At 63.2% G+C, this 24,933-nt stretch carries 19 protein-coding genes and 2 rRNA genes; 15 read left to right on the top strand and 6 right to left on the bottom strand.

Translation table 11 applies throughout. From position 1 onward, the window contains the following. Positions 1 to 161 precede the first annotated feature (161 nt). The 6 genes from LRQ04_RS04465 (at position 162) to LRQ04_RS04440 (ending at position 9,037) form a co-directional block, all read left to right on the top strand. Positions 162 to 3,308: ribosomal RNA gene (locus LRQ04_RS04465) — 23S ribosomal RNA — on the top strand. Positions 3,309 to 3,452: 144 nt separating this feature from the next. Next, positions 3,453 to 3,569: ribosomal RNA gene (rrf, locus tag LRQ04_RS04460) — 5S ribosomal RNA — on the top strand. Positions 3,570 to 3,655: 86 nt separating this feature from the next. After that, positions 3,656 to 4,225, top strand: coding sequence for a GNAT family N-acetyltransferase (locus LRQ04_RS04455; protein ID WP_235517953.1), 570 nt, complete (start codon positions 3,656 to 3,658; stop codon positions 4,223 to 4,225). Positions 4,226 to 4,440: 215 nt separating this feature from the next. Further along, positions 4,441 to 4,728, top strand: a complete 288-nt coding sequence (locus tag LRQ04_RS04450; protein ID WP_011776355.1) for an HU family DNA-binding protein — start codon at positions 4,441 to 4,443, stop codon at positions 4,726 to 4,728. Between the two features lie 125 nt (positions 4,729 to 4,853). Next, a complete protein-coding gene (locus tag LRQ04_RS04445) occupies positions 4,854 to 7,064 on the top strand; it encodes a cytochrome c oxidase assembly protein (protein WP_235517952.1) in 2,211 nt (736 codons plus the stop codon). After that, positions 7,064 to 9,037, top strand: coding sequence for an NHL domain-containing thioredoxin family protein (locus tag LRQ04_RS04440; protein ID WP_235517950.1), 1,974 nt, complete (start codon positions 7,064 to 7,066; stop codon positions 9,035 to 9,037). The genes LRQ04_RS04445 and LRQ04_RS04440 overlap by 1 nt, the downstream gene beginning before the upstream one ends. Before the next feature lie 17 nt (positions 9,038 to 9,054). Here LRQ04_RS04440 and LRQ04_RS04435 read toward each other — a convergent pair whose 3' ends face one another. The 4 genes from LRQ04_RS04435 to LRQ04_RS04420 all read right to left on the bottom strand — a co-directional run bounded on the left by LRQ04_RS04435 (position 9,055) and on the right by LRQ04_RS04420 (position 14,377). Then, positions 9,055 to 10,035, bottom strand: a complete 981-nt coding sequence (locus LRQ04_RS04435) for a hypothetical protein (RefSeq protein ID WP_235517949.1) — start codon at positions 10,033 to 10,035, stop codon at positions 9,055 to 9,057. A 151-nt stretch (positions 10,036 to 10,186) separates the two neighbouring features. Next, on the bottom strand, positions 10,187 to 11,890 hold the full coding sequence (locus tag LRQ04_RS04430) for a helicase HerA-like domain-containing protein (RefSeq protein ID WP_235517948.1): 1,704 nt from the start codon (positions 11,888 to 11,890) through the stop codon (positions 10,187 to 10,189). 9 nt (positions 11,891 to 11,899) lie between these two features. Next, positions 11,900 to 12,418, bottom strand: a complete 519-nt coding sequence (locus LRQ04_RS04425) for a GNAT family N-acetyltransferase (protein ID WP_235517946.1) — start codon at positions 12,416 to 12,418, stop codon at positions 11,900 to 11,902. Positions 12,419 to 12,463: 45 nt separating this feature from the next. Next, entirely contained in the window at positions 12,464 to 14,377 is a 1,914-nt protein-coding gene (locus LRQ04_RS04420; protein ID WP_235517945.1) for an FAD/NAD(P)-binding domain-containing protein, read from the bottom strand. Between the two features lie 288 nt (positions 14,378 to 14,665). Here LRQ04_RS04420 and LRQ04_RS04415 point away from each other — a divergent pair, with 288 nt between their 5' ends. The 8 genes from LRQ04_RS04415 to LRQ04_RS04380 are packed head-to-tail and all read left to right on the top strand — an operon-like array spanning position 14,666 to position 22,128. Further along, positions 14,666 to 15,631 (top strand): amino acid ABC transporter permease, encoded by a 966-nt coding sequence (locus LRQ04_RS04415; RefSeq protein ID WP_235517944.1) that lies wholly within the window; start codon positions 14,666 to 14,668, stop codon positions 15,629 to 15,631. Further along, on the top strand, positions 15,628 to 16,560 hold the full coding sequence (locus LRQ04_RS04410) for an amino acid ABC transporter ATP-binding protein (protein WP_235517943.1): 933 nt from the start codon (positions 15,628 to 15,630) through the stop codon (positions 16,558 to 16,560). The genes LRQ04_RS04415 and LRQ04_RS04410 overlap by 4 nt, the downstream gene beginning before the upstream one ends. 8 nt (positions 16,561 to 16,568) lie before the next feature. Further along, positions 16,569 to 17,588: an ABC transporter substrate-binding protein gene (locus LRQ04_RS04405; protein WP_235517942.1), complete on the top strand. Its 1,020-nt coding sequence runs from the start codon at positions 16,569 to 16,571 to the stop codon at positions 17,586 to 17,588. Beyond that, the gene (locus LRQ04_RS04400) at positions 17,585 to 18,751 is read left to right on the top strand and encodes an LLM class flavin-dependent oxidoreductase (protein ID WP_235517940.1); all 1,167 of its coding nucleotides are present in this window, start codon (positions 17,585 to 17,587) and stop codon (positions 18,749 to 18,751) included. The genes LRQ04_RS04405 and LRQ04_RS04400 overlap by 4 nt, the downstream gene beginning before the upstream one ends. Continuing rightward, positions 18,735 to 19,556, top strand: a complete 822-nt coding sequence (locus LRQ04_RS04395; protein WP_235517939.1) for a DUF1684 domain-containing protein — start codon at positions 18,735 to 18,737, stop codon at positions 19,554 to 19,556. The genes LRQ04_RS04400 and LRQ04_RS04395 overlap by 17 nt, the downstream gene beginning before the upstream one ends. Continuing rightward, positions 19,553 to 20,614 carry an LLM class flavin-dependent oxidoreductase gene (locus LRQ04_RS04390; RefSeq protein ID WP_235517938.1) on the top strand — a complete coding sequence of 354 codons (1,062 nt, stop codon included), beginning with the start codon at positions 19,553 to 19,555 and terminating at the stop codon, positions 20,612 to 20,614. The genes LRQ04_RS04395 and LRQ04_RS04390 overlap by 4 nt, the downstream gene beginning before the upstream one ends. A gap of 9 nt (positions 20,615 to 20,623) precedes the next feature. Then, entirely contained in the window at positions 20,624 to 21,970 is a 1,347-nt protein-coding gene (locus LRQ04_RS04385) for an NtaA/DmoA family FMN-dependent monooxygenase (RefSeq protein WP_235517937.1), read from the top strand. Further along, positions 21,967 to 22,128 (top strand): hypothetical protein, encoded by a 162-nt coding sequence (locus tag LRQ04_RS04380; protein WP_235517935.1) that lies wholly within the window; start codon positions 21,967 to 21,969, stop codon positions 22,126 to 22,128. The genes LRQ04_RS04385 and LRQ04_RS04380 overlap by 4 nt, the downstream gene beginning before the upstream one ends. On the opposite strand, the gene LRQ04_RS04375 is transcribed toward LRQ04_RS04380, so the two are convergent. After that, positions 22,125 to 23,321, bottom strand: a complete 1,197-nt coding sequence (locus tag LRQ04_RS04375) for a VCBS repeat-containing protein (protein ID WP_235517933.1) — start codon at positions 23,319 to 23,321, stop codon at positions 22,125 to 22,127. The genes LRQ04_RS04380 and LRQ04_RS04375 overlap by 4 nt on opposite strands. 72 nt (positions 23,322 to 23,393) lie before the next feature. After that, a complete protein-coding gene (locus tag LRQ04_RS04370) occupies positions 23,394 to 23,834 on the bottom strand; it encodes a GNAT family N-acetyltransferase (RefSeq protein WP_235517932.1) in 441 nt (146 codons plus the stop codon). A gap of 85 nt (positions 23,835 to 23,919) precedes the next feature. Between LRQ04_RS04370 and LRQ04_RS04365 the strand changes: the two genes are divergently transcribed. Then, positions 23,920 to 24,849: a threonine/serine dehydratase gene (locus LRQ04_RS04365; protein ID WP_235517931.1), complete on the top strand. Its 930-nt coding sequence runs from the start codon at positions 23,920 to 23,922 to the stop codon at positions 24,847 to 24,849. The last annotated feature ends 84 nt before the right edge of the window (positions 24,850 to 24,933 follow it).

Here is a 24,933-nt window from a genome sequence, read left to right as displayed (position 1 = left end):
GGGGGTCTGGTTGATGGGGTTGTTGTTTGAGAACTACATAGTGGACGCGAGCATCTAGGAACACACGCATACGTGTGTGTGTTTCTATACAGCAATTTCTTATGAATGAACCTGGCCCTTTGTGGTCGTGGTTCTCTCGAGTAAGTTTTTGATCTTTGTGTGGTCAAGTTTTTAAGGGCACACGGTGGATGCCTTGGCATTAGGAGCCGAAGAAGGACGTAGGAATCTGCGATAAGCCTGGGGGAGTTGATAACCGAGCGTTGATCCCAGGATGTCCGAATGGGGAAACCCCGCACAACGCTGTCATGGTGATTGTGTGACCCGCATCTGAACACATAGGGTGCGTGGGGGGAACGCGGGGAAGTGAAACATCTCAGTACCCGCAGGAAGAGAAAACAAGAGTGATTCCGTTAGTAGTGGCGAGCGAACGCGGATCAGGCTAAACCGTTCCATGTGTGATAGCCGGCGGGCGTTGCATGGGCGGGGTTGTGGGACTTTCCGTGCTGGTTCTGCCGGACCGGTGAGGTGTGATGTGCAGGCATAGGTGAACGGTCTTGAAAGGCCGGCCAGAGAGGGTGTGAGCCCCGTAACCGTAATGTTTTGTGCCGCCTGGAGAGTATCCCAAGTAGCACGGGGCCCGAGAAATCCCGTGCGAATCTGTCAGGACCACCTGATAAGCCTAAATACTTCCTAATGACCGATAGCGGACCAGTACCGTGAGGGAAAGGTGAAAAGTACCCCGGGAGGGGAGTGAAACAGTACCTGAAACCGTGTGCTTACAATCCGTCGGAGCAGCCTTGTAGTTGTGACGGCGTGCCTTTTGAAGAATGAGCCTGCGAGTTAGTGTTACGTCGCGAGGTTAACCCGTGTGGGGTAGCCGTAGCGAAAGCGAGTCTGAACAGGGCGAGTGTAGTGGCGTGATCTAGACCCGAAGCGGAGTGATCTACCCATGGCCAGGTTGAAGCGACGGTAAGACGTCGTGGAGGACCGAACCCACTTCAGTTGAAAATGGAGGGGATGAGCTGTGGGTAGGGGTGAAAGGCCAATCAAACTCCGTGATAGCTGGTTCTCCCCGAAATGCATTTAGGTGCAGCGTTGCGTGTTTCTTGCCGGAGGTAGAGCTACTGGATGGCCGATGGGCCCTACAAGGTTACTGACGTCAGCCAAACTCCGAATGCCGGTAAGTCAGAGCGCAGCAGTGAGACTGTGGGGGATAAGCTTCATAGTCGAGAGGGAAACAGCCCAGACCACCAACTAAGGCCCCTAAGCGTGTGCTAAGTGGGAAAGGATGTGGAGTTGCGAAGACAACCAGGAGGTTGGCTTAGAAGCAGCCATCCTTGAAAGAGTGCGTAATAGCTCACTGGTCAAGTGATTCCGCGCCGACAATGTAGCGGGGCTCAAGTACACCGCCGAAGTTGTGGATTTCACACAGTACCCTAGCCTTCGTGGTTCAGGGGTGTGGAGTGGTAGGGGAGCGTCGTGTGGGCAGTGAAGTCGCGGTGGAAACCAGCGGTGGAGCCTACACGAGTGAGAATGCAGGCATGAGTAGCGAAAGACGGGTGAGAAACCCGTCCGCCGAATGATCAAGGGTTCCAGGGTCAAGCTAATCTGCCCTGGGTAAGTCGGGACCTAAGGCGAGGCCGACAGGCGTAGTCGATGGACAACGGGTTGATATTCCCGTACCGGCGAAAAACCGCCCATGCCAAGCGGGGGATACTAACCGCCCGGAGCCTGCCCGTACACCCTTGTGGTGTGCCGGGTTTTGGCCGAGCGCGGGACCTGATCCCGGGAGGTAAGCGTATTAACAGGTGTGACGCAGGAAGGTAGCCGGGCCGGGCGATGGTTGCCCCGGTCTAAGGATGTAGGGTCAGGGATAGGCAAATCCGTTCCTGTGTGTTTCGAGCACGATCCTGAGATCTGATGGGACTCCCGTAAGGGGGGATCCGGTGATCCTATGCTGCCAAGAAAAGCATCGACGCGAGGTTTTAGCCGCCCGTACCCCAAACCGACACAGGTGATCAGGTAGAGAATACCAAGGCGATCGAGAGAATTATGGTTAAGGAACTCGGCAAAATGCCCCCGTAACTTCGGGAGAAGGGGGGCCTGCCCCGTGATGGAGACTTGCTCTCCGTGAGCGGGTGTGGGCCGCAGAGACCAGGGGGAAGCGACTGTTTACTAAAAACACAGGTCCGTGCGAAGTCGCAAGACGATGTATACGGACTGACTCCTGCCCGGTGCTGGAAGGTTAAGAGGACCGGTTAGCCAACTCGTTGGCGAAGCTGAGAATTTAAGCCCCAGTAAACGGCGGTGGTAACTATAACCATCCTAAGGTAGCGAAATTCCTTGTCGGGTAAGTTCCGACCTGCACGAATGGAGTAACGACTTCCCCGCTGTCTCAACCATAAACTCGGCGAAATTGCAGTACGAGTAAAGATGCTCGTTACGCGCAGCAGGACGGAAAGACCCCGAGACCTTTACTATAGTTTGGTATTGGTGTTCGGAGTGGCTTGTGTAGGATAGGTGGGAGACGTTGAAACCCGGACGCCAGTTCGGGTGGAGTCATCGTTGAAATACCACTCTGGTCACTTTGGACATCTAACTTCGGCCCGTGATCCGGGTCAGGGACAGTGCCTGATGGGTAGTTTAACTGGGGCGGTTGCCTCCTAAAAAGTAACGGAGGCGCCCAAAGGTTCCCTCAGCCTGGTTGGCAATCAGGTGTCGAGTGTAAGTGCACAAGGGAGCTTGACTGTGAGAGAGACATCTCAAGCAGGGACGAAAGTCGGGACTAGTGATCCGGCGGTACATTGTGGAATGGCCGTCGCTCAACGGATAAAAGGTACCTCGGGGATAACAGGCTGATCTTGCCCAAGAGTCCATATCGACGGCATGGTTTGGCACCTCGATGTCGGCTCGTCGCATCCTGGGGCTGGAGTAGGTCCCAAGGGTTGGGCTGTTCGCCCATTAAAGCGGTACGCGAGCTGGGTTTAGAACGTCGTGAGACAGTTCGGTCCCTATCCGCTGCGCGCGCAGGAAATTTGAGAAGGGCTGTCCTTAGTACGAGAGGACCGGGACGGACGAACCTCTGGTGTGTCAGTTGTACTGCCAAGTGCATCGCTGATTAGCTACGTTCGGATGGGATAACCGCTGAAAGCATCTAAGCGGGAAGCTCGCTTCAAGATGAGATTTCCATACACATTTATGTGTGAGAGGCCCCCAGCCAGACCACTGGGTTGATAGGCCGGATGTGGAAGCGAGGACTAAAGACTCGTGAAGCTGACCGGTACTAATAGGCCAACAACTTACACCACACAACACACTGCACGCGTCCACTATGTGGTTCCCAACCAACAACCCCGGGAACCAACAACCAACTGAATAAACAACCAAGCACCACAGTTGTAACCACAGTCTTCCCACCCACCCCCACACGGGGTTGGGACGGGTAACAAAGTTACGGCGGTCATAGCGTGGGGGAAACGCCCGGTCCCATTCCGAACCCGGAAGCTAAGACCCACAGCGCCGATGGTACTGCACCCGGGAGGGTGTGGGAGAGTAGGACACCGCCGGACAACCATTAAGGTCGAGACCCCCCAACCCACACGGGTCGGGGGGTCTCCCACATTTAACAACCCAACAGCTCAGGTACTGTCATGGGATGAATCTCACCCGGAACATCCCCTTTGACGCCGCCGACACCGCGGACGGACGCGGGCCATTGACCTTGCGCCCGCTGGCGGTCCAGGATGCCGGCCCCTTGGCCGCGGCCTACACACGGAACCAGGAGCACCTGGCCCCGTGGGACCCTCAACGGAGCGAGGAGTTCTTCAGCGAAGTTGGTCAGGCCAGGGACGTGGAAGCCAAACTGAACCTGTTCGCTGGCGGCAGCGAGGTGCCCTGGGTCATTACGGCGGGTCAACGGGTCATCGGCAGAATTACGCTCTCCGGCGTGGTTCGCGGGCCATTTCTCAGCGCGAATATGGGTTATTGGGTTGACCAGGAGTTCACCGGCAGAGGCCTGGCATCGGCCGCAGTAGGGCATGTCCTCACCATGGCCGCGGATGAGTTGGGACTCCATCGCGTGCAGGCCGCGACCCTGGTCCATAACCTGGCCTCGCAGGCGGTACTCAAGCGGTCCGGGTTCGAGCGGATCGGGATGGCGCCAGAGTATCTGCAGATCGCCGGTAAGTGGCAGGATCACGTCCTCTTCCAACGCATCCTGTTCTGACAGGACCGGACGACGGCTCCCTGCCGACGGCGAAGGGTACGCCAAGGGCGTAAAGCGGTCCCAAAAACCCCTAAATTGCGGTGATTTTGGTCAAAAAGGCGCGGAAACACGCGGAATTTGCTGGCCATGGCTGCCCAAGCTGGTAAGTTTTCGAACAGTGGCTTGCTCGCATTCCGCTTGAAAGCTCAAAAACGTATGAGTCCAGGAGGACGTAAATGGCTAAGAACCGTAGTGAACTCGTTGCAGAGGTAGCAGGCAAGGCTGGCACCAGCCAGGCAGCAGTCAACTCCGTGCTCGATGCACTGTTCGAGGTTTTCGAGACTTCTGTCGCCGCCGGCGAAAAGATCACCATCCCGGGCTGGCTCGCAGTTGAGCGTACCGACCGTGCAGCTCGCACCGGCCGCAACCCGCAGACCGGCGAAACCATCCAGATCGCAGCCGGCCACAGCGTCAAGCTGACCGCTGGCTCCAAGCTGAAGGCAGCTGTCGCCAAGAAGAAGTAACTATTCTTCGGCGAACGCCTTGAAGGGACGGCAACCTGATGGTTGCCGTCCCTTTTGCTGTTAGTTAATGCACATAGCGCCCCTTACGATTCGCAGCCCGGGAGCGGGTAGCGGACAATGGATAGGTGCCGTCAGCAAGAAGCTCCGCAACTGCCCCTTCGCCCGTTCCCAAGCCGGGAACGCGTGGAGGTGACTCCGTCGCGGGAATTTCCGTTCCGTGGCAGCTGGCTGGCTTGGCGGTCTTGTTCCTGGTTCTGGCCGGGGCACTGATCTTCTCCGGCGCTGCCGCAGCCCGGCAGGTCTCCGATCCCGGCGCTCTGGTCCGATGGGGTCTTCCGATTGCAAAGGCCGTACACAACATTTCTGTGGCCACCGTTGTGGGTGGGCTGATCTTCGCCGTCGGCATCCTGCCCAAGAACCTCGGCGGCTCCCGGTCACGGGAGAAGGACCTCGACGCTCCGGAGCATCCGGCCTTTACCCGGGCCCTTGGAGTTGCTGCAGCCGCCGGTGCCGCCTGGACCCTGTCGGCCGTGGCGGTTCTCGTTCTGACGTACGCGGATGTCGCTGGGCAGGGACTCTCGGGTGATGCCGAGTTCACTCGGGCGTTGGTGTATTTCATGACCGACATCGACACCGGTAAGGCGTGGCTCGCGGTGACCATTATCGCCGCAGTGGTCACCACGGCACTGTTCGGCGTCAGGTCGTTGACGGGCCTGGCTTTCACTCTTCTTTTGGCCCTTATTGGTCTCGTTCCTACTGCCCTCATTGGGCACTCTTCAAGCTCCAGCGACCATGAAGGTGCCATCAACTCCCTGGGCCTTCACTTGGTGGGAGTCTCAACATGGGTGGGTGGCATCATCATGCTCGCCGTCCTGTCAGGACTCCTCACGGGTTCGCGAAGCAAGGGGAGCCCGGACATCACGGAGCAAACCCTCCGGCGCTTCTCCGCCCTGGCAGGCTTCGCGTTCGTTCTTGTGTTCGCCTCGGGTGTCATCAACGCAGCCATCCGGGTCACCAACCCGGCGGACCTGTTCGGTTCGCCTTACGGTCAGCTGATCGTCGCCAAGGCGCTGGCTACCCTGGTCTTGGGCGGCATTGGTTTCATGCACCGTCAGTGGGTCATCCCCCAGCTCGGCAAGGGCGGTTCGATGTCCGCGCGCCGCGTGCTGTGGCAGCTGGTGCTGGTTGAACTGCTCGTGATGGGTGCGACGTCGGGCCTCGCCGTTGCGCTTGGGCGCTCGGCACCGCCGCAGCCCACCACCTACGCGCCGGACGCGTCGCCGTCGTTCATCCTCTCCGGCTACGAGTTGCCACCCGAACTGACGCCCGAGCGGTGGCTCACTGAGTGGCGTTTCGACTGGCTGTGGGTAGGTGTAGCGCTCTTTGGCGCAGTCACGTACGTCATGGGCGTCGTGAAGGTCCGCAAGCGTGGAGACAAGTGGTCCTGGTTCCGGGCTGCGAACTGGATGATCGGCTTGGTGGTACTCACGTACATCACGTCAGGACCGCCCGCTGTCTACGGCAGGGTGCTGTTCTCCGCGCACATGGTGGACCACATGGCCCTGACTATGGTGGCACCGATCTTCCTGGTCCTCGGGGCGCCGGTAACCCTCGCCTTGCGTGCCCTCCCGGCGAGGGGCGAAGGCGCCCAGGGCTCCCGCGGACTGCGCGAGTGGTTGCTGTTGTTTGTCCACTCCAGGTTCTCGCAGGTCGTCACCCACCCGTTGTTCGCCGCAGCGAACTTCGCAGGGTCGATCGTTTTGTTCTATTACTCGGATCTCTTCGGCCTGGCGATGCGCGAGCACGTTGGCCATGAGCTGATGAATGTCCACTTCCTGCTGACCGGATACATCTTCGTGCTCAGCATGATCGGCAGCGATCCGCTGCCACGCCGTGCCCCTTATCCAATGCGCCTGCTTCTGCTGCTGGCCACCATGGGCTTCCACGCCTTCTTCGGCGTGTCCATCATGGGTGGCACGGGCCTGCTCGCCGCGGACTACTTCGGAAACCTCGGCCGTGCGTGGGGCCCGTCGGCCTTGGGAGACCAACAACTGGGGGGAGCAGTGGCCTGGGGCATCGGCGAGATACCCACGCTGCTGGTGGCGATCGGGGTGGCTGTCATGTGGTCCCGTTCCGATGAGCGGGAGACCCGCAGGGTGGACCGGGCGGCCGACAGGAATAATGACGCCGATCTCAGTGCTTACAACGATATGTTTGCCCGCCTGGCTGATCGTGACGCCAAGATGGCGGGCCGGAGCACGGAACCTGCCCGGACGGACCCCACCACGGACCCCGCCGGGCAGACTGAACCACAAACCAAGCTGGAAGGACGCTGATGAGCGAAACCGTACGCACCCAACTCCGGGTCCGGGCCTCCGAACTGGAGGGCCGCGGCTGGCTCAACACGGGCGGCAAGTCACTGGATCTCGAATCCCTGCGGGGAAAGATCGTGCTGCTCGACTTCTGGACGTTCTGCTGCATCAATTGCCTGCACGTCCTGGATGAGCTCCGCCCGCTCGAGGAAAAGTACTCGGACGTCCTGGTGACGGTAGGCGTGCACTCGCCCAAGTTCGAACATGAGGCCGATCCGGTGGCCCTGGCATCAGCTGTTGAACGCTACGAAATCCACCACCCGGTCCTTGACGACCCGGAGCTTGCCACCTGGAAGGCCTACACGGCCCGCGCGTGGCCAACGCTCGTCGTGGTCGATCCGGAGGGCTACATCGTGGCCCACCTGTCGGGCGAGGGCCACGCAGGCGGCCTTGCCGTGCTCCTGGAGGAGCTCGTAGCCGAGCACGAAGCCAAGGGAACCCTGCACCGCGGCAACGGTCCCTACGTGGCACCGGAGCCGACGTCGGGTACGTTGCGCTTCCCCGGAAAGGCCACCCAACTCACCAACGGCAACTACCTCGTGGTGGACTCCGGCCACCACCGGCTGGTGGAGCTCCGCCCGGACCTGGAGACTGTGGAGCGCGTTATCGGCTCAGGGACCAAGGGCTACGTGGACGGACAAGCCGAGATTGCCCGGTTCAACGAGCCGCAAGGCGTAGCTTTGCTCCCGTCTGAGCTCGCGTGGAAGCTCGGATACGACGCCGTCGTGGCCGATACGGTCAACCACCGGCTGCGCGGCGTGACGCTCAGATCCGGCTATGTGCAAACCGTTGCGGGCAACGGAGTGCAGCGCCTGCTGGACGCCGGTCCCGCCCGGGTCACCGACTCGGGTGCGGGTACGTGGTCCGAACACCACGACGACGGTCCGGCCGATTTTGCGGCGGACTCCGTGGACGTTGGAGCACTGGGACTTGGCACTGAAGTTTCCCTGTCCTCGCCCTGGGATGTGGTCTGGAGCCAGAAGCTGCAGAAGGTCGTCATTGCGATGGCCGGAACCCACCAGATTTTCGCTTTCGACCCCCTGACCAACGAGGTTTCGATCCTTGCCGGTTCCGGGCTTGAAGGCCTGTTGGACGGCAAAGCCGAGGAAGCCTGGTTCGCCCAGTCGTCCGGCCTTGCGATCGACGCGGATGACAACATCTGGGTTGCCGATTCTGAGACGTCCTCCCTGCGCCGCCTGGTTCTCAGTGACTCCGGCGTGACTGTTGAGACTGCCGTAGGCAAGGGCCTGTTCGACTTCGGGTTCCGCGACGGTGACTTCGCGGAGGCCCGTCTCCAGCACCCCTTGGGCGTCACGGTCCTCCCTGACGGTTCAGTGGCCATTGCCGATACGTACAACGGCGCCGTTCGCCGGTACGACCCCGTCGCCAAGTCCGTCTCCACGTTGGCGAGGGGCCTCGCCGAGCCGAGCGACGTCGTCGTGGTTCAAGTGGAAGGCAGCGAGCCGCTGCTTGTCGTGGTGGAGTCGAACAAGCACCAGCTGGTCCTGGTTCCCATCCCGAAGGAAGCACAGCAGGTGGACGAGGGCGCGTCGCAGACGCACCGCCCCAAGAGCCCTGTCACGCCGGGAAACCTCGAGCTTGCCGTGCGGTTCAAGGCCCCCACAGGCCAGAAGCTTGACGACCGCTGGGGCGACCCGACGCAGTTGAAGATCTCCTCCACACCCCCTGAGCTGCTGGTTTCAGGTGGAGGGACGTCGGTGGGCTTGCTCCGTACCCTTGAACTGTCGGCCGACGTTCCCGAGGGCATCCTGCACATCACGGCACGTGCTGCCGCGTGTGATGGACCCGAGACCGAAGACGGCGAAATCCCGGACCATGCTGCATGCCACCTCTACCAGCAGGATTGGGGCATTCCAGTGGTCCTGCAGGCCGATGGCGAGTCCGAGTTGGTGCTGGACCTCCGCGGCATGGACTAAGAACCCGCGGACAGGCCTCAGAACGTCAGCATGGGCGTCACCGTCACGGTGTCGCCGCTGACGTCCAACTGGGTGGTGAAGCTGAAGTCGTGCTCAACGCTGAGGTCTTTGCCGGCGCCCGTGAAGAGGTCGATTTCGCGGGCGGTCAGCGTAGCTTTGCCATTCAAAGGCGCTACGACCCACTTGCCGCCAAAGGGCTCAATGGTGACCTTGGGGTACTCCGTGATAGCCCATTTGATGGTTCCGTCCACTACCCGGGCATTGCTGACGTGGTAGAACGGGCAGTCCGGCTGGAGGCGTTGCTGTTCCGTCGCCTGGACGGCGCACGTGTCCAGGAACTCCTTGACCTTGCCCGCGACGGCGTCATTCATGGCCTTCGTGGACCGCGTCAGGAGGTTCAGGGGGGCCGTCCCGCCGTCGCGCGTTGAAACGAGCGCCGACGCAGGAGGAGCCTCGAAATAGGTGCCGTTCAAGCTTGCTTCGTATTTGCCGGGGAAAAAGACGGCGAAGGTGTTGTGGCCGTTGGGCATGTTGACGGGGACACCGTTGAGCGTCGCTTCGCTTGCATTGACCACCGTGACGTCAATGGTGGGCAAGGTTGTGGGCACGAAGGCCCATTTGGTGAAGAACAGCCACTGGGTTCCGGTGCGCTCCATCAGGAACTCGGTGTGGAGGCGGTTGCCGTCCAGGGTGTATTCCACGGGCACGGCTACCCGGTTGCTGCCACGGGATTCGGGGTTCCCCACCTTGACGTCTGACATCTTGGAGGCGGCGGTTTGTAACGCGGTTCCGTCGAGCATTGCGGCGTTGGCGCTGGGAACTTTGGCCCTCAGCAACCCCAGTGCTTGTGCGCCGTCACCCTTTTGCAGGGCTTGGAAGTATTCCTTGACGGGCTGCTGGGGGCTGGCCACAGAGGAGCTCACCAGATTGATGCACACGATGGCTCCGGCGGCAGCAAGCATCAGACCGAGCAGCCACCCGGCTGCGGTCCTGACCATCGCTTGACTCCACTGCACGCCCTTTACGTTACCTGCCGCAGCCGAAATCACTGTGCACGAAGGCGTCGGAACGACTTATGTCCACCGTGTGGAGAAGGCACGACGGCGGGCGGCAGCTTGTGGTGCCGCCGCCCGGGCCCGGCGAGGAGGGTTAGCGACGCCGGCGCGAGGAGGTGCCGAAGACACCCCGCATGAGGTCACGGCCGAGCTGGGTCCCCATGGATCGGACCATGCTCTTGAGGCCACCGCCCAACGCACCTCCCAAGGCGCCGGCGATGTCACCGAACATGCCGTCCTGTGGGGCGGGTGCCGGGGCAGGCGCGGGAGGGGCCGGCATGGGCGGGGCCGGGTAGGACTCGGGGGTGGAAGGCCGGGAGCTTGGACGGCCGAGGATTTCCTCCTCGATACGGCGGGCTTCGGCGTCGATGTCTGCCTGCGATGTTCCCGTGGAGGAAGCCGGGGCGGGCGGCAGGCCGGGTGCGGGGTCGCCTGTGGAGGCGGCAACCTGGCCGTTCAGCTTCTCGTACGCGGAGACGTTGTCCACCGCGGTACCGTACTTCGACAACAGCGCGGATGCAGCCACCGTGCTCCGGATGAGCTCGTCAGTGCTGGGTCCCATGACGGACTCGGGCGCCCGGAGCCGGGTCAGGGCAACAGGCGTGGGAGCTCCTTTTTCGTTCATGACGGTGATGACAGCTTCGCCGATGCCGGCTGAAGTCAGTGTCTTTTCCAGGTCGTAGTCGCTGACCGGGAACGTGGACACCGTCGCTTTGAGCGCCTTGGCGTCCTCCGGGGTGAAGGCCCGCAAGGCATGCTGCACCCTGTTGGCGAGTTGGCCCAGGATGTCGGCGGGAACGTCCTTGGGTGTTTGGGTGACAAAGAAGATGCCCACGCCCTTGGAACGGATGAGCCGGACCGTGGTGGTGATGGCTTCAAGGAAGGCCTTGGAAGCGTCGTTGAAGAGCAGGTGGGCCTCGTCCAGGAAGAAGACCAGCTTGGGCTTGTCCAGGTCGCCGGCTTCGGGCAGGTCTTCGAAGAGGTCGGCCAGGAGCCACATCAGGAAGGTTGAAAACAGCAGGGGCTTGGTCTGCAGCGTCGGGAGCTCCAGGCAACTAACCACTCCGCGGCCGTCCGGTGCTGTGCGGAGCAGCTCGGCAGTATCGAACTCCGGTTCGCCGAAGAATTTCTCCATGCCTTGCGCTTCCAATCCCACCAATTCGCGCAGGATCACGCCTGCTGTGGCTTTGGAGAGGCCGCCCAGGTTCTCAAGCTCCGCTTTGCCCTCGTCGGAGGTGAGGAACTGGATGACGGCACGGAGGTCCTTGAGGTCGATCAGCTCAAGGTTTTTCTGGTCGGCGAAGTGGAAGATGAGCTGGAGGCTGGACTCCTGGGTGTCGTTGAGGTCCATGATGCGCGAGAGCAGGATGGGCCCGAAAGAGGTAATGGTGGCGCGGACCGGGATACCGTTGCCGTCCCCACCGAGTGACAGGAACTCGACGGGAAAGTTCTTCGCGGACCAGTCCTGGCCCAGCGCAGAGGTACGGGCTGTCAGTTTCTCGCTCCCGGTTGCGGGCGTCGCCAGCCCGGACAGGTCGCCTTTGATGTCGGCGAGGAAAACCGGGACACCCGCCGTCGAAAGCTGTTCGGCGATCATGTGCAGCGTGACTGTCTTGCCGGTACCGGTGGCGCCGGCCACCAGACCGTGCCGGTTCATCATGGCCAGCGGGAGGCGGACCTGCGCCTCCTTGTGGACTTCGCCGTCCACGATCGCTGCACCAAGCTCAATGGTGGCACCTTCCAGGGTGTAGCCCTGCTGGATGGTGGCTAGTTTTTCGGCAGTGGTTTTGTTGGCCATGCGCATAGCTTAGCTGTGCGTGGCAAGATCCTTGCTGAAAGCCAAATGCTTGATTTCTTCGGGGTCTGCGGCGAGGTCGAACAGCGCCGTATACCCTGTGGCCAGGTACAGGTTTTTGGCTTCCGGCTGCCTGGGACCCGTGGTCAGGTAGAGCTTGGAGTAGCCGCGGCGCAGGGCCTCCGCCTCGAGCTCAAGGAGCACCCGCCGTGCCAGGCCGCGGCGGCGATGCGCTGAGTGCGTCCAAATCCTCTTGAGTTCGGCGGTGTCCTGGTCATAACGGCGGAAGGCACCGCCAGCCACGGACTCGCCGTTCTCCTGGAGGATGATGAGCGCACCGTGGGGCGCCGCGAACTCTTCGGCAGGGTAACGGTTGAGTTCCTCGGCCGCGCCCTCGCTGCTGAACAGATTCCCGTAGCGCGTCTCATATTCGACGGCGAGCTCGTCCAGGAGCGGGCGGACGCGGGGATCGTCCATGGGCAGGCTCAGGACGGTGATGTCCGACGTCGGAAGGGTCGGCGAAGTGGTCATGTCATGCCTTTCGTGAACGGATACCAACCAGGTCCAAGCTGCGAACTAGTTGGGTTGGAGCGCGGGGACGGCGGCAACCGCGGACAGGATCCGCCGCGCCAGGGCGTCATTTTCCCGGAACGGAGCTGCGTTGGTGTTGGGACGGGCAAAGGCGCCCGCGCCCCAACCGGAAGTCCATGGTCCCACCGCGAACAAACCCTTCTGTGGAATACCAACAGGGGACAATACTTCGTGATTCCCGGAAACCAGGAGTTTGCCCGTTGAGTGGGTTCCTTCGGAGGTGAGCAACCGCTGTTCGGTTCCCCATCCGGCGTCGTGCAGGTGCAGCAGGGCAGGGTTGGCGGACCGCTCCACCGACGCCGAAGGCAACCGCGCCTCGATATAGGCGGACGAGTCAACCACCACGGGCGACTGGAAGGAGCCCGCGACGAAACGGCCGAGGGATTCGTCAGCGCGAACCCACATGCCCGGGCCCAGGAATTTCAGGAGCCCGGCCCTGTGTAGCGCGAGCATTTCGCGGAGTCGGTGGGAAGGGGGTCCGGAGTCAACGAAGCTGAAGAAGCCGTGCCACCAACCGTGGACGGCCTGCTGTGAGCGGGCGTTGAGCCGCTCCTGCGGGACAAGCCGGCCCAGATCCATGTACACAAACAACAACGCGGTGAACAGTGCGAGGGTTTCGGAGTGGTCGCTGCTGGTGCGGAGGTTGAGGTCGTTCTGGATGTACGCGGCCACCGAACGCTGCACGGCGTCATGGTCGGCGAAAGCGCAGCCGCTCAACGGGTGGTCGAGCTTCTCCAGGTCCAGCCGGAGTGCCGGATCCGGCACGGATACGGCCACCAGCTCTTCCCGTGCCGGGCTGTACCACTGGACGGCGTCAAAGTGCGCTTCGAAGCTCTCCCACGTTCCCAACACCCGTGACGGGTAGCCGGTGAACAGTTCCCGGTAGTAGGCGTAGCCGGCATCCTTGGCGATCAGGGGCCACAGTTGGGTGCGGAAATCGAGCTCCTGATGCTCGGCCAACAGCGCCTGGACAGCCTCTGCAGTGAAATACCGGGGGCGGGAAATCGGCTCGCCGCGCAGCTCCGAGGAGATCTTGGAGTGATACGGCACCCCGCGCCGCGACCCTGCCCAGACCCGGGGTTCGGCGCCGGACGGCACGTAGTCGAGTTCGCCGTCGGGCCTTTCCTCGAACCGCCCGCCGCGACCTTCGAACAACAACACCAGCAGGTCAACGAACGCGAGACCCATTCCGGAGACAATCACGTCCTGGCCTGCTTCCACGGCGGAGTAGTCCACATCAGTGGTGTACGACGGCGGCGCATGGAACCCGCCGTGGGTGGCAGCGAAATCGCTGAGGCGGGCGGACTCGGGATCCAGCAAGGAATCGGTGTGGCCGAGCGCGTAGACCACGACGTCGGCGACCACCCCAGCACCGGAAGCCAGCCGCACGTGGTGGGAACCGTCGTCGGAAGCGCGTTCGACGGCGGTTGCCGTGTCCTGATGGACCGTGACCGTCACTTCTGTGCCGAGCGAAGAGACGGCCCGACGGAAGAACCACTCAAGGTACTTGCTCTGGAGTTGCCTGGTGGGAAAGGACGACGGCGTCAGCGAGCGGAGCTTTTCGAGCAAGTGCGGCTCCAGCGCTGGAACGTCGCGGATTGTGCCATCCAGCACTCCCGCGGCCCAGGTTGCGAGGCCCGGCCCATCGACGGAGGGTCCATCGCACGCCACCGACGCGTCAGTGAACATGGTGACGTCCGCTGCCGTTGAGTTGAGCAGGAGGCCGGGGTCCTGGTCGTAGCGCCAGATCCTGCCCGAGCCCGGCTGATGCGGCTCGATGACGTGGATGTCCAGGGGGCCTTCGAACAGTGCGGGGCGGTTGGCTGCCAGCCGTTCCAGGACGCCGGCCGTGCGCGGACCGCCGCCAATGAAGGCGAGGGCGGGAACTCGTGACGGCATGGGATCTCCTGGCAAACAGTGGTTGGTGCAGTCCAATCTAGGGACCTCGGAGCGCGCCGGTCGAGGAGCGGGTAACGGCCGTTCACCACGCGTAACACCGCGTTAAGGCACGCAAAATCCCGACGCATATGGCGCTTGATGACGGTGATTGTGACGCGGTGCGAAGCCTTGCGAAGCCCCGCGAAGTCCAGTGAAGAAGTGCAAATTCCCGCCTTGCTGGCGGCTTCGGCGCGCCCATAGATTGGCAGCCATCCACTAGACAACAACCGATCTGAAATGAGGTGGCGCATGAGTGCAATAGCACCGCCTGCCACGGCGGACACCGCACCGCCCACCCCGGACTACTCCGAATACAAGCTGGTCCCGGCCCGTCACACCTGGCGTTGGGTGGGTACCGTGCTGGTTGCCGCCGGCGTCGCAGCCATCGCCTGGTCCCTGGTGACCAACCCCCGCTGGGAGTGGGGCGTGGTGGCCCAATGGTTCACCGCGCAGTCCGTTGTCAACGGTTTGGTGGAGACCCTTAAGCTCACGGCCATCTCCGGCGTCCTGGGCTTTGTGCTCGGGTTCATCCTTGCCCTCATGCGCTTGTCTGCCTCGCCTTTGCTGGTTTCAGTGTCCTGGACGTTCTCCTGGATCTTCCGCTCCACACCGCTGCTGGTCCAGCTCCTCCTTTGGTACAACCTGGGGTACCTGTACGAGAAGATCAGCCTGGGCATCCCCTTCACGGACGTCCGCTTCTTCGAAGCCCAGACCACCACGCTCATCAGCCAGTTCGCCGCTGCCGTGCTTGGCCTCACCCTGAACCAGGCGGCCTACTCTGCAGAGATCATCCGCGGCGGCATTCTCTCCGTGGACCAGGGCCAGTTGGAAGCAGCATCGGCTTTGGGCATCCCGGCGTGGAAGCGTTCCACCCGGATCGTGCTGCCGCAGGCCATGCGCGCCATCCTGCCCAATGCCTTCAACGAAATCATCGGCCTGGTCAAGGGCACCTCGATCGTTTACGTCCTGGCCTACTCCGAGCTCTTCTACACCGTCCAGGTCATCTACAACCGGACCCAGCAGGTGCTCCCGCTGCTGTTGGTCGCCACCCTCTGGTACGTGGTGATCACCTCCGTGCTGAGCGTCTTCCAGTACTACATTGAGCGCCACTTCTCCAAGGGCGCCCTCCGGACGCTGCCGCTCACGCCGCTGCAGAAGGCCCGGAAGTTTTTCGCCACCCACGTTGCCTCTTCCCCCACGAAGGACGCCCGATGAGCATCATCGCCGCACGCAAGCAGAAAACGACGGCGGCACAGGCTGCCGCTGAAACCGCAGCCGGGGAGGCTGCCGGCGAATCCCGCGAAACCGTGGGCGCTACCGGGTCAGCCCAAGCAGCCAACGACTCAGCCCAGGCCAAGGCCGGCACCCGCGGCCAGGTCGATATCGCCAACGTCCGGAAGTCCTTCGGCGCCACCGAGGTCCTCAAGGGAGTTTCCCTCACCGTCCAGCCTGGTGGCGTGGCTGTGATCGTCGGACCGTCCGGGTCCGGCAAGTCCACGCTTCTGCGGACCATCAACCACCTTGAAAAGGTCGACGGCGGCTACATCACCATCGACGGCGAACTGGTGGGCTACGAGGTTCGCGGCAACAAGCTCCACGAACTGCGCGAGAAGGACATCCTCAAGCAGCGCACCAACATTGGCATGGTGTTCCAGAGCTTCAACCTGTTCCCGCACCTCACAGCCCTGGAGAACGTCGTTGAGGCGCCGATCGTGGCGCAGAAGCGCTCCAAGGCCGAAGCCCGGAAACGCGGGCTGGAACTCCTGGACCGGGTGGGCCTGAAGGACCGCGCCGACGCCTACCCCCGGCAGCTCTCCGGTGGCCAGCAGCAGCGCGTCGCCATTGCCCGTGCGCTGGCCTTGGACCCCAAAATCCTGCTGTTCGACGAGCCCACCTCCGCCTTGGACCCTGAACTGGTCAACGAGGTCCTGGACGTCATCCGGGAACTGGCCAAGTCCGGGACCACGCTGATCATCGTGACCCATGAGATGGGCTTTGCCCGAGACGTGGCAGACACCGTGGTCTTCATGGACGACGGGTTGATCATCGAATCCGGTTCACCCCAGGAGATCTTCGCCAACCCGCGCGAGGAACGCACCCGGAGCTTCTTCTCCAAAGTCATCGAACCAGCTTTCAACATCTAGGACACCCCATGCCTCGCATTACCTCCGCAGTCGCCGCACATGAAACCAAGCTGCGCCCCACCAAACGCAGGCTCCTGGCACTCGCTGTACTTCCCGCCGTCGTGCTTCCCGTGCTGGCCGGTTGCTCCGATCCCGGAGCGTCGGCAGCCAAGCCGGAATCGGCGGCCGCCAAGAACGGCATTGTGTACAACACCTCCGTTGACCAGAACCGGGTCCGCGATGAGAAGGACCCCGCAGCGGCGGCCAAGGTTCCGGCCGCCATCGCCAAGGACGGCAAGCTGACCGTTGCCACCACGGCCGGCTCCATCCCACTGTCCTTCCACGCCACGGATGACAAGACCCCCATCGGCGTGGAGGTCGATATCGCCCAATTGGTGGCGGACAAGCTCGGGTTGGAACTGGACCTCCAGGTGACCTCGTGGGAGAACTGGCCGCTGAAGACACAGTCAGGCGACTTCGAGGCTGTCTTCTCCAACGTGGGCATCAATGCCGCCCGCGTGAAGCTGTTCGACTTCTCCACGTACCGCGCCGCCTACATGGGTTTTGAAGCGAAGAAGAGCTCCAGCTACGACATCAAGGGCTCGGACGACATTTCCGGGTTGAAGGTCTCCGTAGGGTCCGGCACCAACCAGGAGAAGATCCTGCTGGCGTGGAACAAGGAACTCGAAGGCAAGGGCAAAGCCCCGGCCACGCTGCAGTACTACTCCTCCGACGCCGACACGATTCTGGCGCTGTCCTCTGGCCGTACCGACCTGAACCTGGCCCCGTACCCGTCCGTCACATACCGTGAAAACACGCGTGACGACCTCAAGGTGGTGGGCAAGGTCAACGCCGGCTGGCCGTCAGAGACGCTTGTCGCAGCCACGACACTTAAGGGCAACGGACTGGCCCCGGCCATCACCGATGCACTGAACTCCACCATCAAGGACGGCTCCTACGCCAAGGTCCTGGAACGCTGGGGCCTTTCCGAAGAAGCCGTGACGGAATCGAAGACCGTCACCGAAGCGACGTTCGGTACCGGCAAATGAAGTTCCAGGTCCTGGACATCATTCCGCACCTGAAGAACCCGGTCACCGGGGAAATCGTGTCCACCGCTGATCGGCTCAACCAGGTAGTGGAGACGGCCCGCCGCGCAGAGGAGCTCGGCTTCGACAGCTTCTCCGTGGGGGAACGCCACGCCGGTGAGTTCGTCTCGTCATCCCCGACGACGGTCCTCGCCGCGATCGCTGCCGTCACCAGACGCATCCGCCTCCAGACCGGTGTCACAGTGCTCTCCGTGCTGGATCCCGTGCGGGTGGCCGAGGACTACGCCACGATCGACCAGCTGAGCCGTGGACGCCTGGAACTGGTGATTGGCAAGGGCAACGAGGTGCTGCAGTACCCGTTGTTCGGGCTTTCCCTGGACGATCAATGGGACCTGCTCGCCGAAAAGTATGCGCTGCTGCGCACGTTATGGCGCAAGGAAAGTGTCACTTGGTCCGGACGCTTCAGGCCCGCACTCACCGAACCAACGACGACGACGCCCCGCCCCTTCGCGGGATCACCCCGGATTTGGCACGGCTCGGCTACAACCCTGACGTCCGCCGCGCTCGCGGCCAAGTGGGGCGACCCGTTGTTCACGGCCAACGCCATCCAACCGCGGGAAAACTACAAGGTCCTGATCGACCACTACCGCGAAGAGTACGAACGCCACGGCCACGATCCACGGCACCAGTACCTTGGTTCGGGCAGCGGCGCAGGTGGAGTGTTCATCGCGGACACCACCCAGGAAGCCATCCGCCAGTACGGCCCTGTCTATGAGGGGCTGACTGCCGGACGGAACGTTCCGGGCAACAACTCGCCTTTCCGGGACATCCAGCACGCAGTCGCCGAGGGCCCGGCATTGGTGGGCAGCCCGGAGCAGGTCATCGACAAGATCCTCAGCTACCACTCGCTGTACCAGCACGATCTCCAGTCAATTTCCTTGCCAACCACCCTGCCTTTCGAACAGCAGCTCGAGATCCTGGAACGCTTTGCCTCGGAGGTCGTCCCGGCCGTCCGGGCTGCGGCCCCCACCACGCTGTGGGAAGCAGGGGATCCTTTTGGTGGCCGCCCGGAGTTCGCCGGGGCCACCGAACCGGATGCCGCAGCAGCAGTCACCGCCGACCACGCATTGAACAGGAGCGACACCGCACATGTCTACGCACACTGAAACTGCCCGTGAAACCTTTGAACAGGACTGGCAGGACTGGCACGACGCCCACGAACGACACCGCGCCGGCCCGCACGGGTTCCTTGCAGTAACGCACCTGCACTGGCTCAGCAGCGAGGCGACCCGGCTGGAAGGGACGCCGGGCACCTGGAGTGCGGATGACGACGTCGTACGGGTTGTCCTGGAACCGGGCGAAAGCCTGGAACGGGACGGTGTCCAGCTCAGCGGCAGCATCGCGTTGGGACCCATCGCCGAACGCGGCGGAATCAACCTGGTCTCCGGCGACACCGTTATCGAGGTAGCCAAGCGTGGTGGCGAGTACATCGTGCGACCGCGCAACCCGGAAAACACCCTGCTGCAGGAGTACCAGGGCACGCCCACGTATGCGCCCAATGCTGCTTTTGCGGTGGAAGGCACATTTGTTCCCTTTGACCAGCCGCGTGCCACCACTGTTGGCGCGGCAGTGGAAGGCATCCAGCATGTGTACGAAGCGCCGGGTGAGATCCGCTTCAAGCTGGCCGGCGAGGAGCTGGCGCTGACTGCGTTCAACGGCTACGCGCCGGGATCGCTGTCCGTGCTGTTCACCGATCAGACCTCCGGAAAGACGACGTATGCCGCCAACCGCTCGCTGTCTGTCACCCCGGCAGCCGACGGAACCGTCCAGCTCGACTTTAACCGCGCAGTGAACCTCCCGTGCGCCTACACCGACCTCGCCACCTGCCCGCTGCCGCCCGCCGAAAACCGGCTTCCGGTGGCCATCGAAGCCGGCGAAAAGATCCCCTACGAACGTCAGGACCAGAAGTGAGCAGCAACAACAACCAAGCCGGTTTCCTGGCCATCGAACTGGACGGGGCAGGCTACGCAAACCTGGCCGGTGCCGTGCTCGCCGCAGAATCGGCCGGGTTCCACGTGGCAACATTCAAAGACGCACCGGCGGCCGGCCGCGTCAACGCACTCCAACGTGCAGCTTTCGCCGGGCCCATTACCCGCACCATCGCCGTCGTGCCGGAAGTGGACACCGTCTACACGGAGCCGTCCCACATCTCCACCCAGCTCGCCAGCCTGGACTACGTTTCCGGTGGCCGTGCCGGGTGGATCGCTACCGCCGCGGAATCGCCCGAGTCAGCTGCCGCCGTCGGGCGCACCTCCGTTGAAGGTGCAGCCCTGGCGCAGGAAGCCGCCGCCTCCATCGAGGTCGGCCGCCGCTTGTGGGACTCCTGGGAGGACGACGCCGTGATCCGCGACGTCGCTACCGGGCGCTACATCGACGTCGACAAGCTGCACTACGTCGACTTTGAAACTCCCGCGGACTTTGCCGGAACACCATATTCGGTGAAAGGTCCGTCCATCATCCCGAGGCCGCTGCAAGGACAGCTGCCTGTGCTCGCCGCCGCGTCGTTGGTGGGGGAGGGCCTGGTGCCGGCAGATGCCGTCGACGCAGTGCTCGTCTCTGCACCAACCGCGGAATTGCTGGCCGCCGAAATCCGCGACGTGCGTACCTGGCTTGGTGCCGCGGTGGCGGTGATTGCGGAGCTCGACGTCGTCCTGGACTCGCGCGGGCAGGACGCCGGCGCGCGTTTGGTGGCCTCCACTGACAGCGGACGGGCGCGGTTTGCCGGCTCCGCGGCAGGGCTGACCGAACTTCTGGACTCGCTCCTGCGGGAGGCCGACGGCGTTCGCGTCCACCCCGCCGAGGTGGACGTGGACCTGGAGGAATTGGCACGACTGGTCCTCCCGGAACTCAGGCGCCGCGGTTCGCTGCGCGAGCCAATCCAGGACGGAACGTTCCGGGATGTGCTGGGGCTGGGGCCCGCGCAGAACCGCTACTCGACATCTGCCGCGGCCGTCGCCGCCGGAAAGTAAGGGACCACCATGACTCGAGACATTTTCCAGCCCAGCGGCCAGATCCAATTCGGCATCTTCTTCCAGGGCGTTAACTCCGGCACCATCTGGAAGGCGGAGGAATCGGGCTCACAGACGGATTTCGAATCCTTCCGCCACATCGTCCAGAGCGCCGAACGCGGCAAGTTCGCTGCCTTCTTCCTCGGCGAAGGCCTGCGGTTGCGCGAGCACCTTGGCCGGCCGCACGCGTTGGACGTGGTGGGCAGGCCCGATGCCCAGACCATGCTCGCAGCGCTCGCCGCCGTGACCCGGAACATCGGCCTCGTTGCCACCCAAAACACCACGTACAACGATCCCGCCGATCTGGCCCACCGCTTGTCGTCGCTGGACCTGATCTCCGGGGGCCGGGCCGCGTGGAACGTGGTGACCACGGACAACGCCTGGACCGGGGCCAACTTCCGCCGGGGCGGCTACCTTGACCATGCCGACCGCTACAAGCACGCGGAAGCCTTTGTCGAAACGGCCAAGCGGATCTGGGACTCGTGGGAAACAGCCAACGGTCCCGCCCGCCACATCAGGCATGAAGGTCAGCACTACACCGTGGATGTCACACCGCGTTTGCCGCGCAGCGCCCAGTACCGGCCTGTGCTCTTCCAGGCAGGTGACTCCCCGGAAGGCCGCGACTTCGCTGCCCGCCAAGCCGACGTGATCTTCTCGGCACACCCCAAGTTCGACGACGCTGTGGAGTTCCGCCGCGACATCGTGAGCCGCTCCGTTGCTGCCGGACGCGGTGCCAACGCCGTGCAGATCATGCCGGCCAGCGAGTTCATCCTCGCCGCCACCGATCAGGAAGCGCAGGAGAAAAAGGCCTGGGTCCGCAGCCTGCAGATCGGTCCGCAACAGGCCATCGCGTATCTGGAACAGTTCTGGGGACGCGAGCTCTCCTCCTACGATCCTGACGGTCCCCTCCCGGAGATCGATCCCGTGGTGGAGGAAACGTCAGAGACCCGCGGCAGCGGTTTCCACGGCGCCAAGGCCCGGCAACTCGCCGATCAGTGGCGCGCCGAGGCCAAGGACAAGGGCCTGAGCATCCGCGGTTTCGTCACCTCCAAGACGGCGCGCATCGACTCAACATTCACAGGTTCCTACTCTGCAGTGGCGGACCACCTGGCCGAGTACGCACGGGTGGGTGCCGTGGACGGATTCAACATCTCGCCGTGGCTCATCCCCACCGGCCTGGACGACATCGTGAACCACCTGGTCCCCGAACTCCAGGAACGCGGCGTGTACCCCACGGAGTACCGCGGGACCACCCTGCGGGAAAACCTGGGGCTTGAGACTCCGGTGCGGTCCGAAGAGTCGGTCCGGGTCTCGTGAATACGGGTCGCTTGCTGCAGCTTTGCCGTCGCTGGTTCGGTTTCACGCCGGACCAGCACGGCGCAGCGCCCGACGGCGGCGAGGCGGCTGCCGCCGTCGTCGACCCTTCGCGTGGGACCATCAGCCTGCAGTTGACGGTGCTGGGGCAGCCGCTCTAAAGCAGCTCCTTGAAGACGTTCCAACCGCTACCTATCGGCCCATACGGGCCGTACAACGCGCCGGTTGACGCGCCTGTGGTGTAGCCGAGAAGGTTGCCGTCGGCGTCCACGGCAGAGACCTCGTTGTATTTGGAGTGGCCGGAACTGCCGAGCCCGGCCAGGATGGTGAACGTCTCCCACCCAACGCCGACCTGTGCAGGCTGCTCCCAGCCGCCTTCGCCGTCGGTGGGATACTGGTACAACTGGCCATACTGATCGCGGCCGAAGATATCCACCGCGCCATCGGCGTTCATATCGCCACCTGTGATGATCTTGTTCATGACCTGCCAACCCCACCCCACCTGCTCAGGCTGAAGCCAACCGCCTTCGCCGTCGCCGGGGTAAAGGAAGAGGCCGCCTGCGGTGTCGCGTGCCAACACATCGTTGGTGCCATCGCCGTTGAAGTCACCCGGTCCCACGATGGTATTGAAGACGCCCCAGCCCTGGCCCACCTGCCGACGGGCCAGCCAACCGCCCTCGCCATCACCGGGGTACAGGAAGAGCTTGCCCGCGGCGTCCCGGCCCAGGAGATCGTTGAAGCCGTCGCCGTCGAAGTCGCCCGGGGAGAACACGATGTCGAAGACGTTCCAACCCTGCCCCACCTGCTGAGGTTCGTCCCAGGAACCCCTGTACGCAGGGCAGGGGCCTTCACACATGCCCTTGTAAAACGTGTAGGTCCGTGGGTAAAGGACGAGCCTGCCGTCGGTGGTCCGGGCCAGGGGCTCGAAGTTGCCGCGCCCCGTCCATCCCATCGCCCGGCTGGAGGCTTTGACGGGCAGGGTTTCCGCGCTCAATTGCGTGCCTGTGGGACAACCGGCCTGGCCTGGGGTAAGCGGGTGCACCCGCAGCGATATCCGCCCGTCCCTGTCCTCCGGGAGGATTTTCAGGACGTCGCCTTGACGCTCCTGGGGAAGGGGAACACCGTCCCGCAACCATTCAAGCGTGATCCCGTCGCCGGATCCGTCAGGGTTCCGGCAACCGCTGTAGCTGTAGTCGTACTGACGGCGCATCTCGGCGCCCACGTACGGTACGCCGTCGATGGACGGCGTTGGCTGGGAAGCTGCTTCGGAAGGGCCGGTGCCCAACAATCCCGCCGCCAACCCCAAGACAGCCGCCGATGCAAACCTGGCAGTGCGCGCTCGAATAATCCCCATTGTTTCCCCCCGGAAGCCGGCATCGATGGTGCGTAGGTTTGTGCTGAGGCTACCTCACCGGGGGTGCTCCAGTCAGGGGGTTGCGGTAGAGACCATGAAAACGTCGATGGGATCCTCGGACTCCAGCACGAAGCCATGGCGTTCATAGAGTCGCCGAGCAGGGCTGCCCTGCAGGACGTCCAGGCGGAACGGCCGGTGGTCCGCCGAACTTTCCATGACGTGACGGAGCACGGACCCGCCAAGTCCTTTGCCTTGATGGGCGGGAGCCACGTAGAAGTGTTCGATCCACAGAGCATCCGCTTCCGGGCGGACTGCGATCACCCCGGCATCCACCCCATCGGAATGGATCACCGAAGTATGTTCCGGCTGGAATCCCTTCAGGAAGCGCTCACGTACCCGCACAGGATCGTATCTCCCGAGCCGCTCAAGGTCCGGACGCATCACCACCGCACGCAACTCAGCGATCCACGCAGCGTCGGAGGCTACGCAGGGACGGAGCACAAAATCAGCCATGCCAACCAGCCTATGCGCTCGCAGCCCGTGGCAGCGCCGTCCCCTTGGCAACCTTAGGATGAAACGGACGAAAGGTGCCTCCCACATGGTCACACGCGAAGAAGTCGAAGCCGCCTATGCCCGGACATCAGGCTGGGTCCGCCACACACCTGTGGCCGAAAGCGGAAGCGCCGAGCCCTACCACCTGTGGTTCAAATGCGAATACATGCAACACACAGGCTCTTTCAAGGCCCGCGGCGCGTTCAACCGCCTGCTGACGGCGAAGGAAAACGGCGAACTGGATCCGGACGTCGGGATCGTGGTTGCCTCCGGGGGTAACGCCGGGCTGGCCAACGCCTATGCCGCAGCCAAGCTGGGCGTGCCAGCAACGGTGTTCGTCCCCGAATCCGCGCCGGCCAACAAGGTGCATAAGCTTTATGCCATCGGCGCCACCGTCGTCCAGGGCGGAGCGGAATACGCGGACGCCTATGCGGCCGCCGTTCGTTTCGCGGAAGAGAAGGGCGCCGTCTATTGCCACGCCTACGACCAGCCCGAGATTGTGGCCGGCGCCGGCGGTGTGGGGCTTGAGCTGCTGGACGAACTGCCCGACGTCGACACCATCCTGGTCGCTGTGGGCGGCGGTGGGTTGATAGGCGGGATCGCCGCCGCCACCGAGGGCAGGGCACGCGTGGTTGGTGTGGAACCGGAGACGGTCCCGACCCTGCACACAGCGCTCGCACAAGGCCAACCCGTGGACGTGCCGGTTTCCGGAATCGCCGCTGATTCCCTGGGCGCCCGGCGCATCGGGGAGATTGGCTTCGGGGTTGCCCGGCGGACCGGCGTCCACAGCGTGCTTGTCAGCGATGAGGACATCATCCAGGCCCGGCGCAGCCTGTGGGAGAACCACAGGATCGTCGTGGAGCACGGTGCTGCCGCGGCTTACGCGGCGCTGCTCTCCGGAGCATACAAACCGCACGACGGCGAAACGGTGGCGGTCATTCTCTGCGGCGCCAACACTGACCCCGCGCACTTCTAGGAAGACCCGCACGCAAGAATCCCCGCCGGTTGGTGTCCGGCGGGGATTCGGCGTCGGCAGGTCTGCCCTGCCACAGCTGGCGTC

The sequence above is a fragment of the Paenarthrobacter sp. AR 02 genome (assembly GCF_021538675.1).
Lineage (GTDB): Bacteria > Actinomycetota > Actinomycetes > Actinomycetales > Micrococcaceae > Arthrobacter.
Note: the sequence above shows the minus strand (reverse complement) of the source record. Positions and strands in the feature narration are given on the sequence as shown.

Bases quoted from the DNA above. Each gene is read 5' to 3' on its own strand.
- LRQ04_RS04455 (WP_235517953.1), top strand. From the start codon at position 3,656: ATGAATCTCACCCGGAACATCCCCTTTGACGCCGCCGACACCGCGGAC.
- LRQ04_RS04450 (WP_011776355.1), top strand. From the start codon at position 4,441: ATGGCTAAGAACCGTAGTGAACTCGTTGCAGAGGTAGCAGGCAAGGCT.
- LRQ04_RS04440 (WP_235517950.1), top strand. From the start codon at position 7,064: ATGAGCGAAACCGTACGCACCCAACTCCGGGTCCGGGCCTCCGAACTG.
- LRQ04_RS04435 (WP_235517949.1), bottom strand. From the start codon at position 10,035: ATGGTCAGGACCGCAGCCGGGTGGCTGCTCGGTCTGATGCTTGCTGCC.
- LRQ04_RS04430 (WP_235517948.1), bottom strand. From the start codon at position 11,890: ATGGCCAACAAAACCACTGCCGAAAAACTAGCCACCATCCAGCAGGGC.
- LRQ04_RS04425 (WP_235517946.1), bottom strand. From the start codon at position 12,418: ATGACCACTTCGCCGACCCTTCCGACGTCGGACATCACCGTCCTGAGC.
- LRQ04_RS04420 (WP_235517945.1), bottom strand. From the start codon at position 14,377: ATGCCGTCACGAGTTCCCGCCCTCGCCTTCATTGGCGGCGGTCCGCGC.
- LRQ04_RS04415 (WP_235517944.1), top strand. From the start codon at position 14,666: ATGAGTGCAATAGCACCGCCTGCCACGGCGGACACCGCACCGCCCACC.
- LRQ04_RS04410 (WP_235517943.1), top strand. From the start codon at position 15,628: ATGAGCATCATCGCCGCACGCAAGCAGAAAACGACGGCGGCACAGGCT.
- LRQ04_RS04405 (WP_235517942.1), top strand. From the start codon at position 16,569: ATGCCTCGCATTACCTCCGCAGTCGCCGCACATGAAACCAAGCTGCGC.
- LRQ04_RS04400 (WP_235517940.1), top strand. From the start codon at position 17,585: ATGAAGTTCCAGGTCCTGGACATCATTCCGCACCTGAAGAACCCGGTC.
- LRQ04_RS04395 (WP_235517939.1), top strand. From the start codon at position 18,735: ATGTCTACGCACACTGAAACTGCCCGTGAAACCTTTGAACAGGACTGG.
- LRQ04_RS04385 (WP_235517937.1), top strand. From the start codon at position 20,624: ATGACTCGAGACATTTTCCAGCCCAGCGGCCAGATCCAATTCGGCATC.
- LRQ04_RS04375 (WP_235517933.1), bottom strand. From the start codon at position 23,321: ATGGGGATTATTCGAGCGCGCACTGCCAGGTTTGCATCGGCGGCTGTC.
- LRQ04_RS04370 (WP_235517932.1), bottom strand. From the start codon at position 23,834: ATGGCTGATTTTGTGCTCCGTCCCTGCGTAGCCTCCGACGCTGCGTGG.
- LRQ04_RS04365 (WP_235517931.1), top strand. From the start codon at position 23,920: ATGGTCACACGCGAAGAAGTCGAAGCCGCCTATGCCCGGACATCAGGC.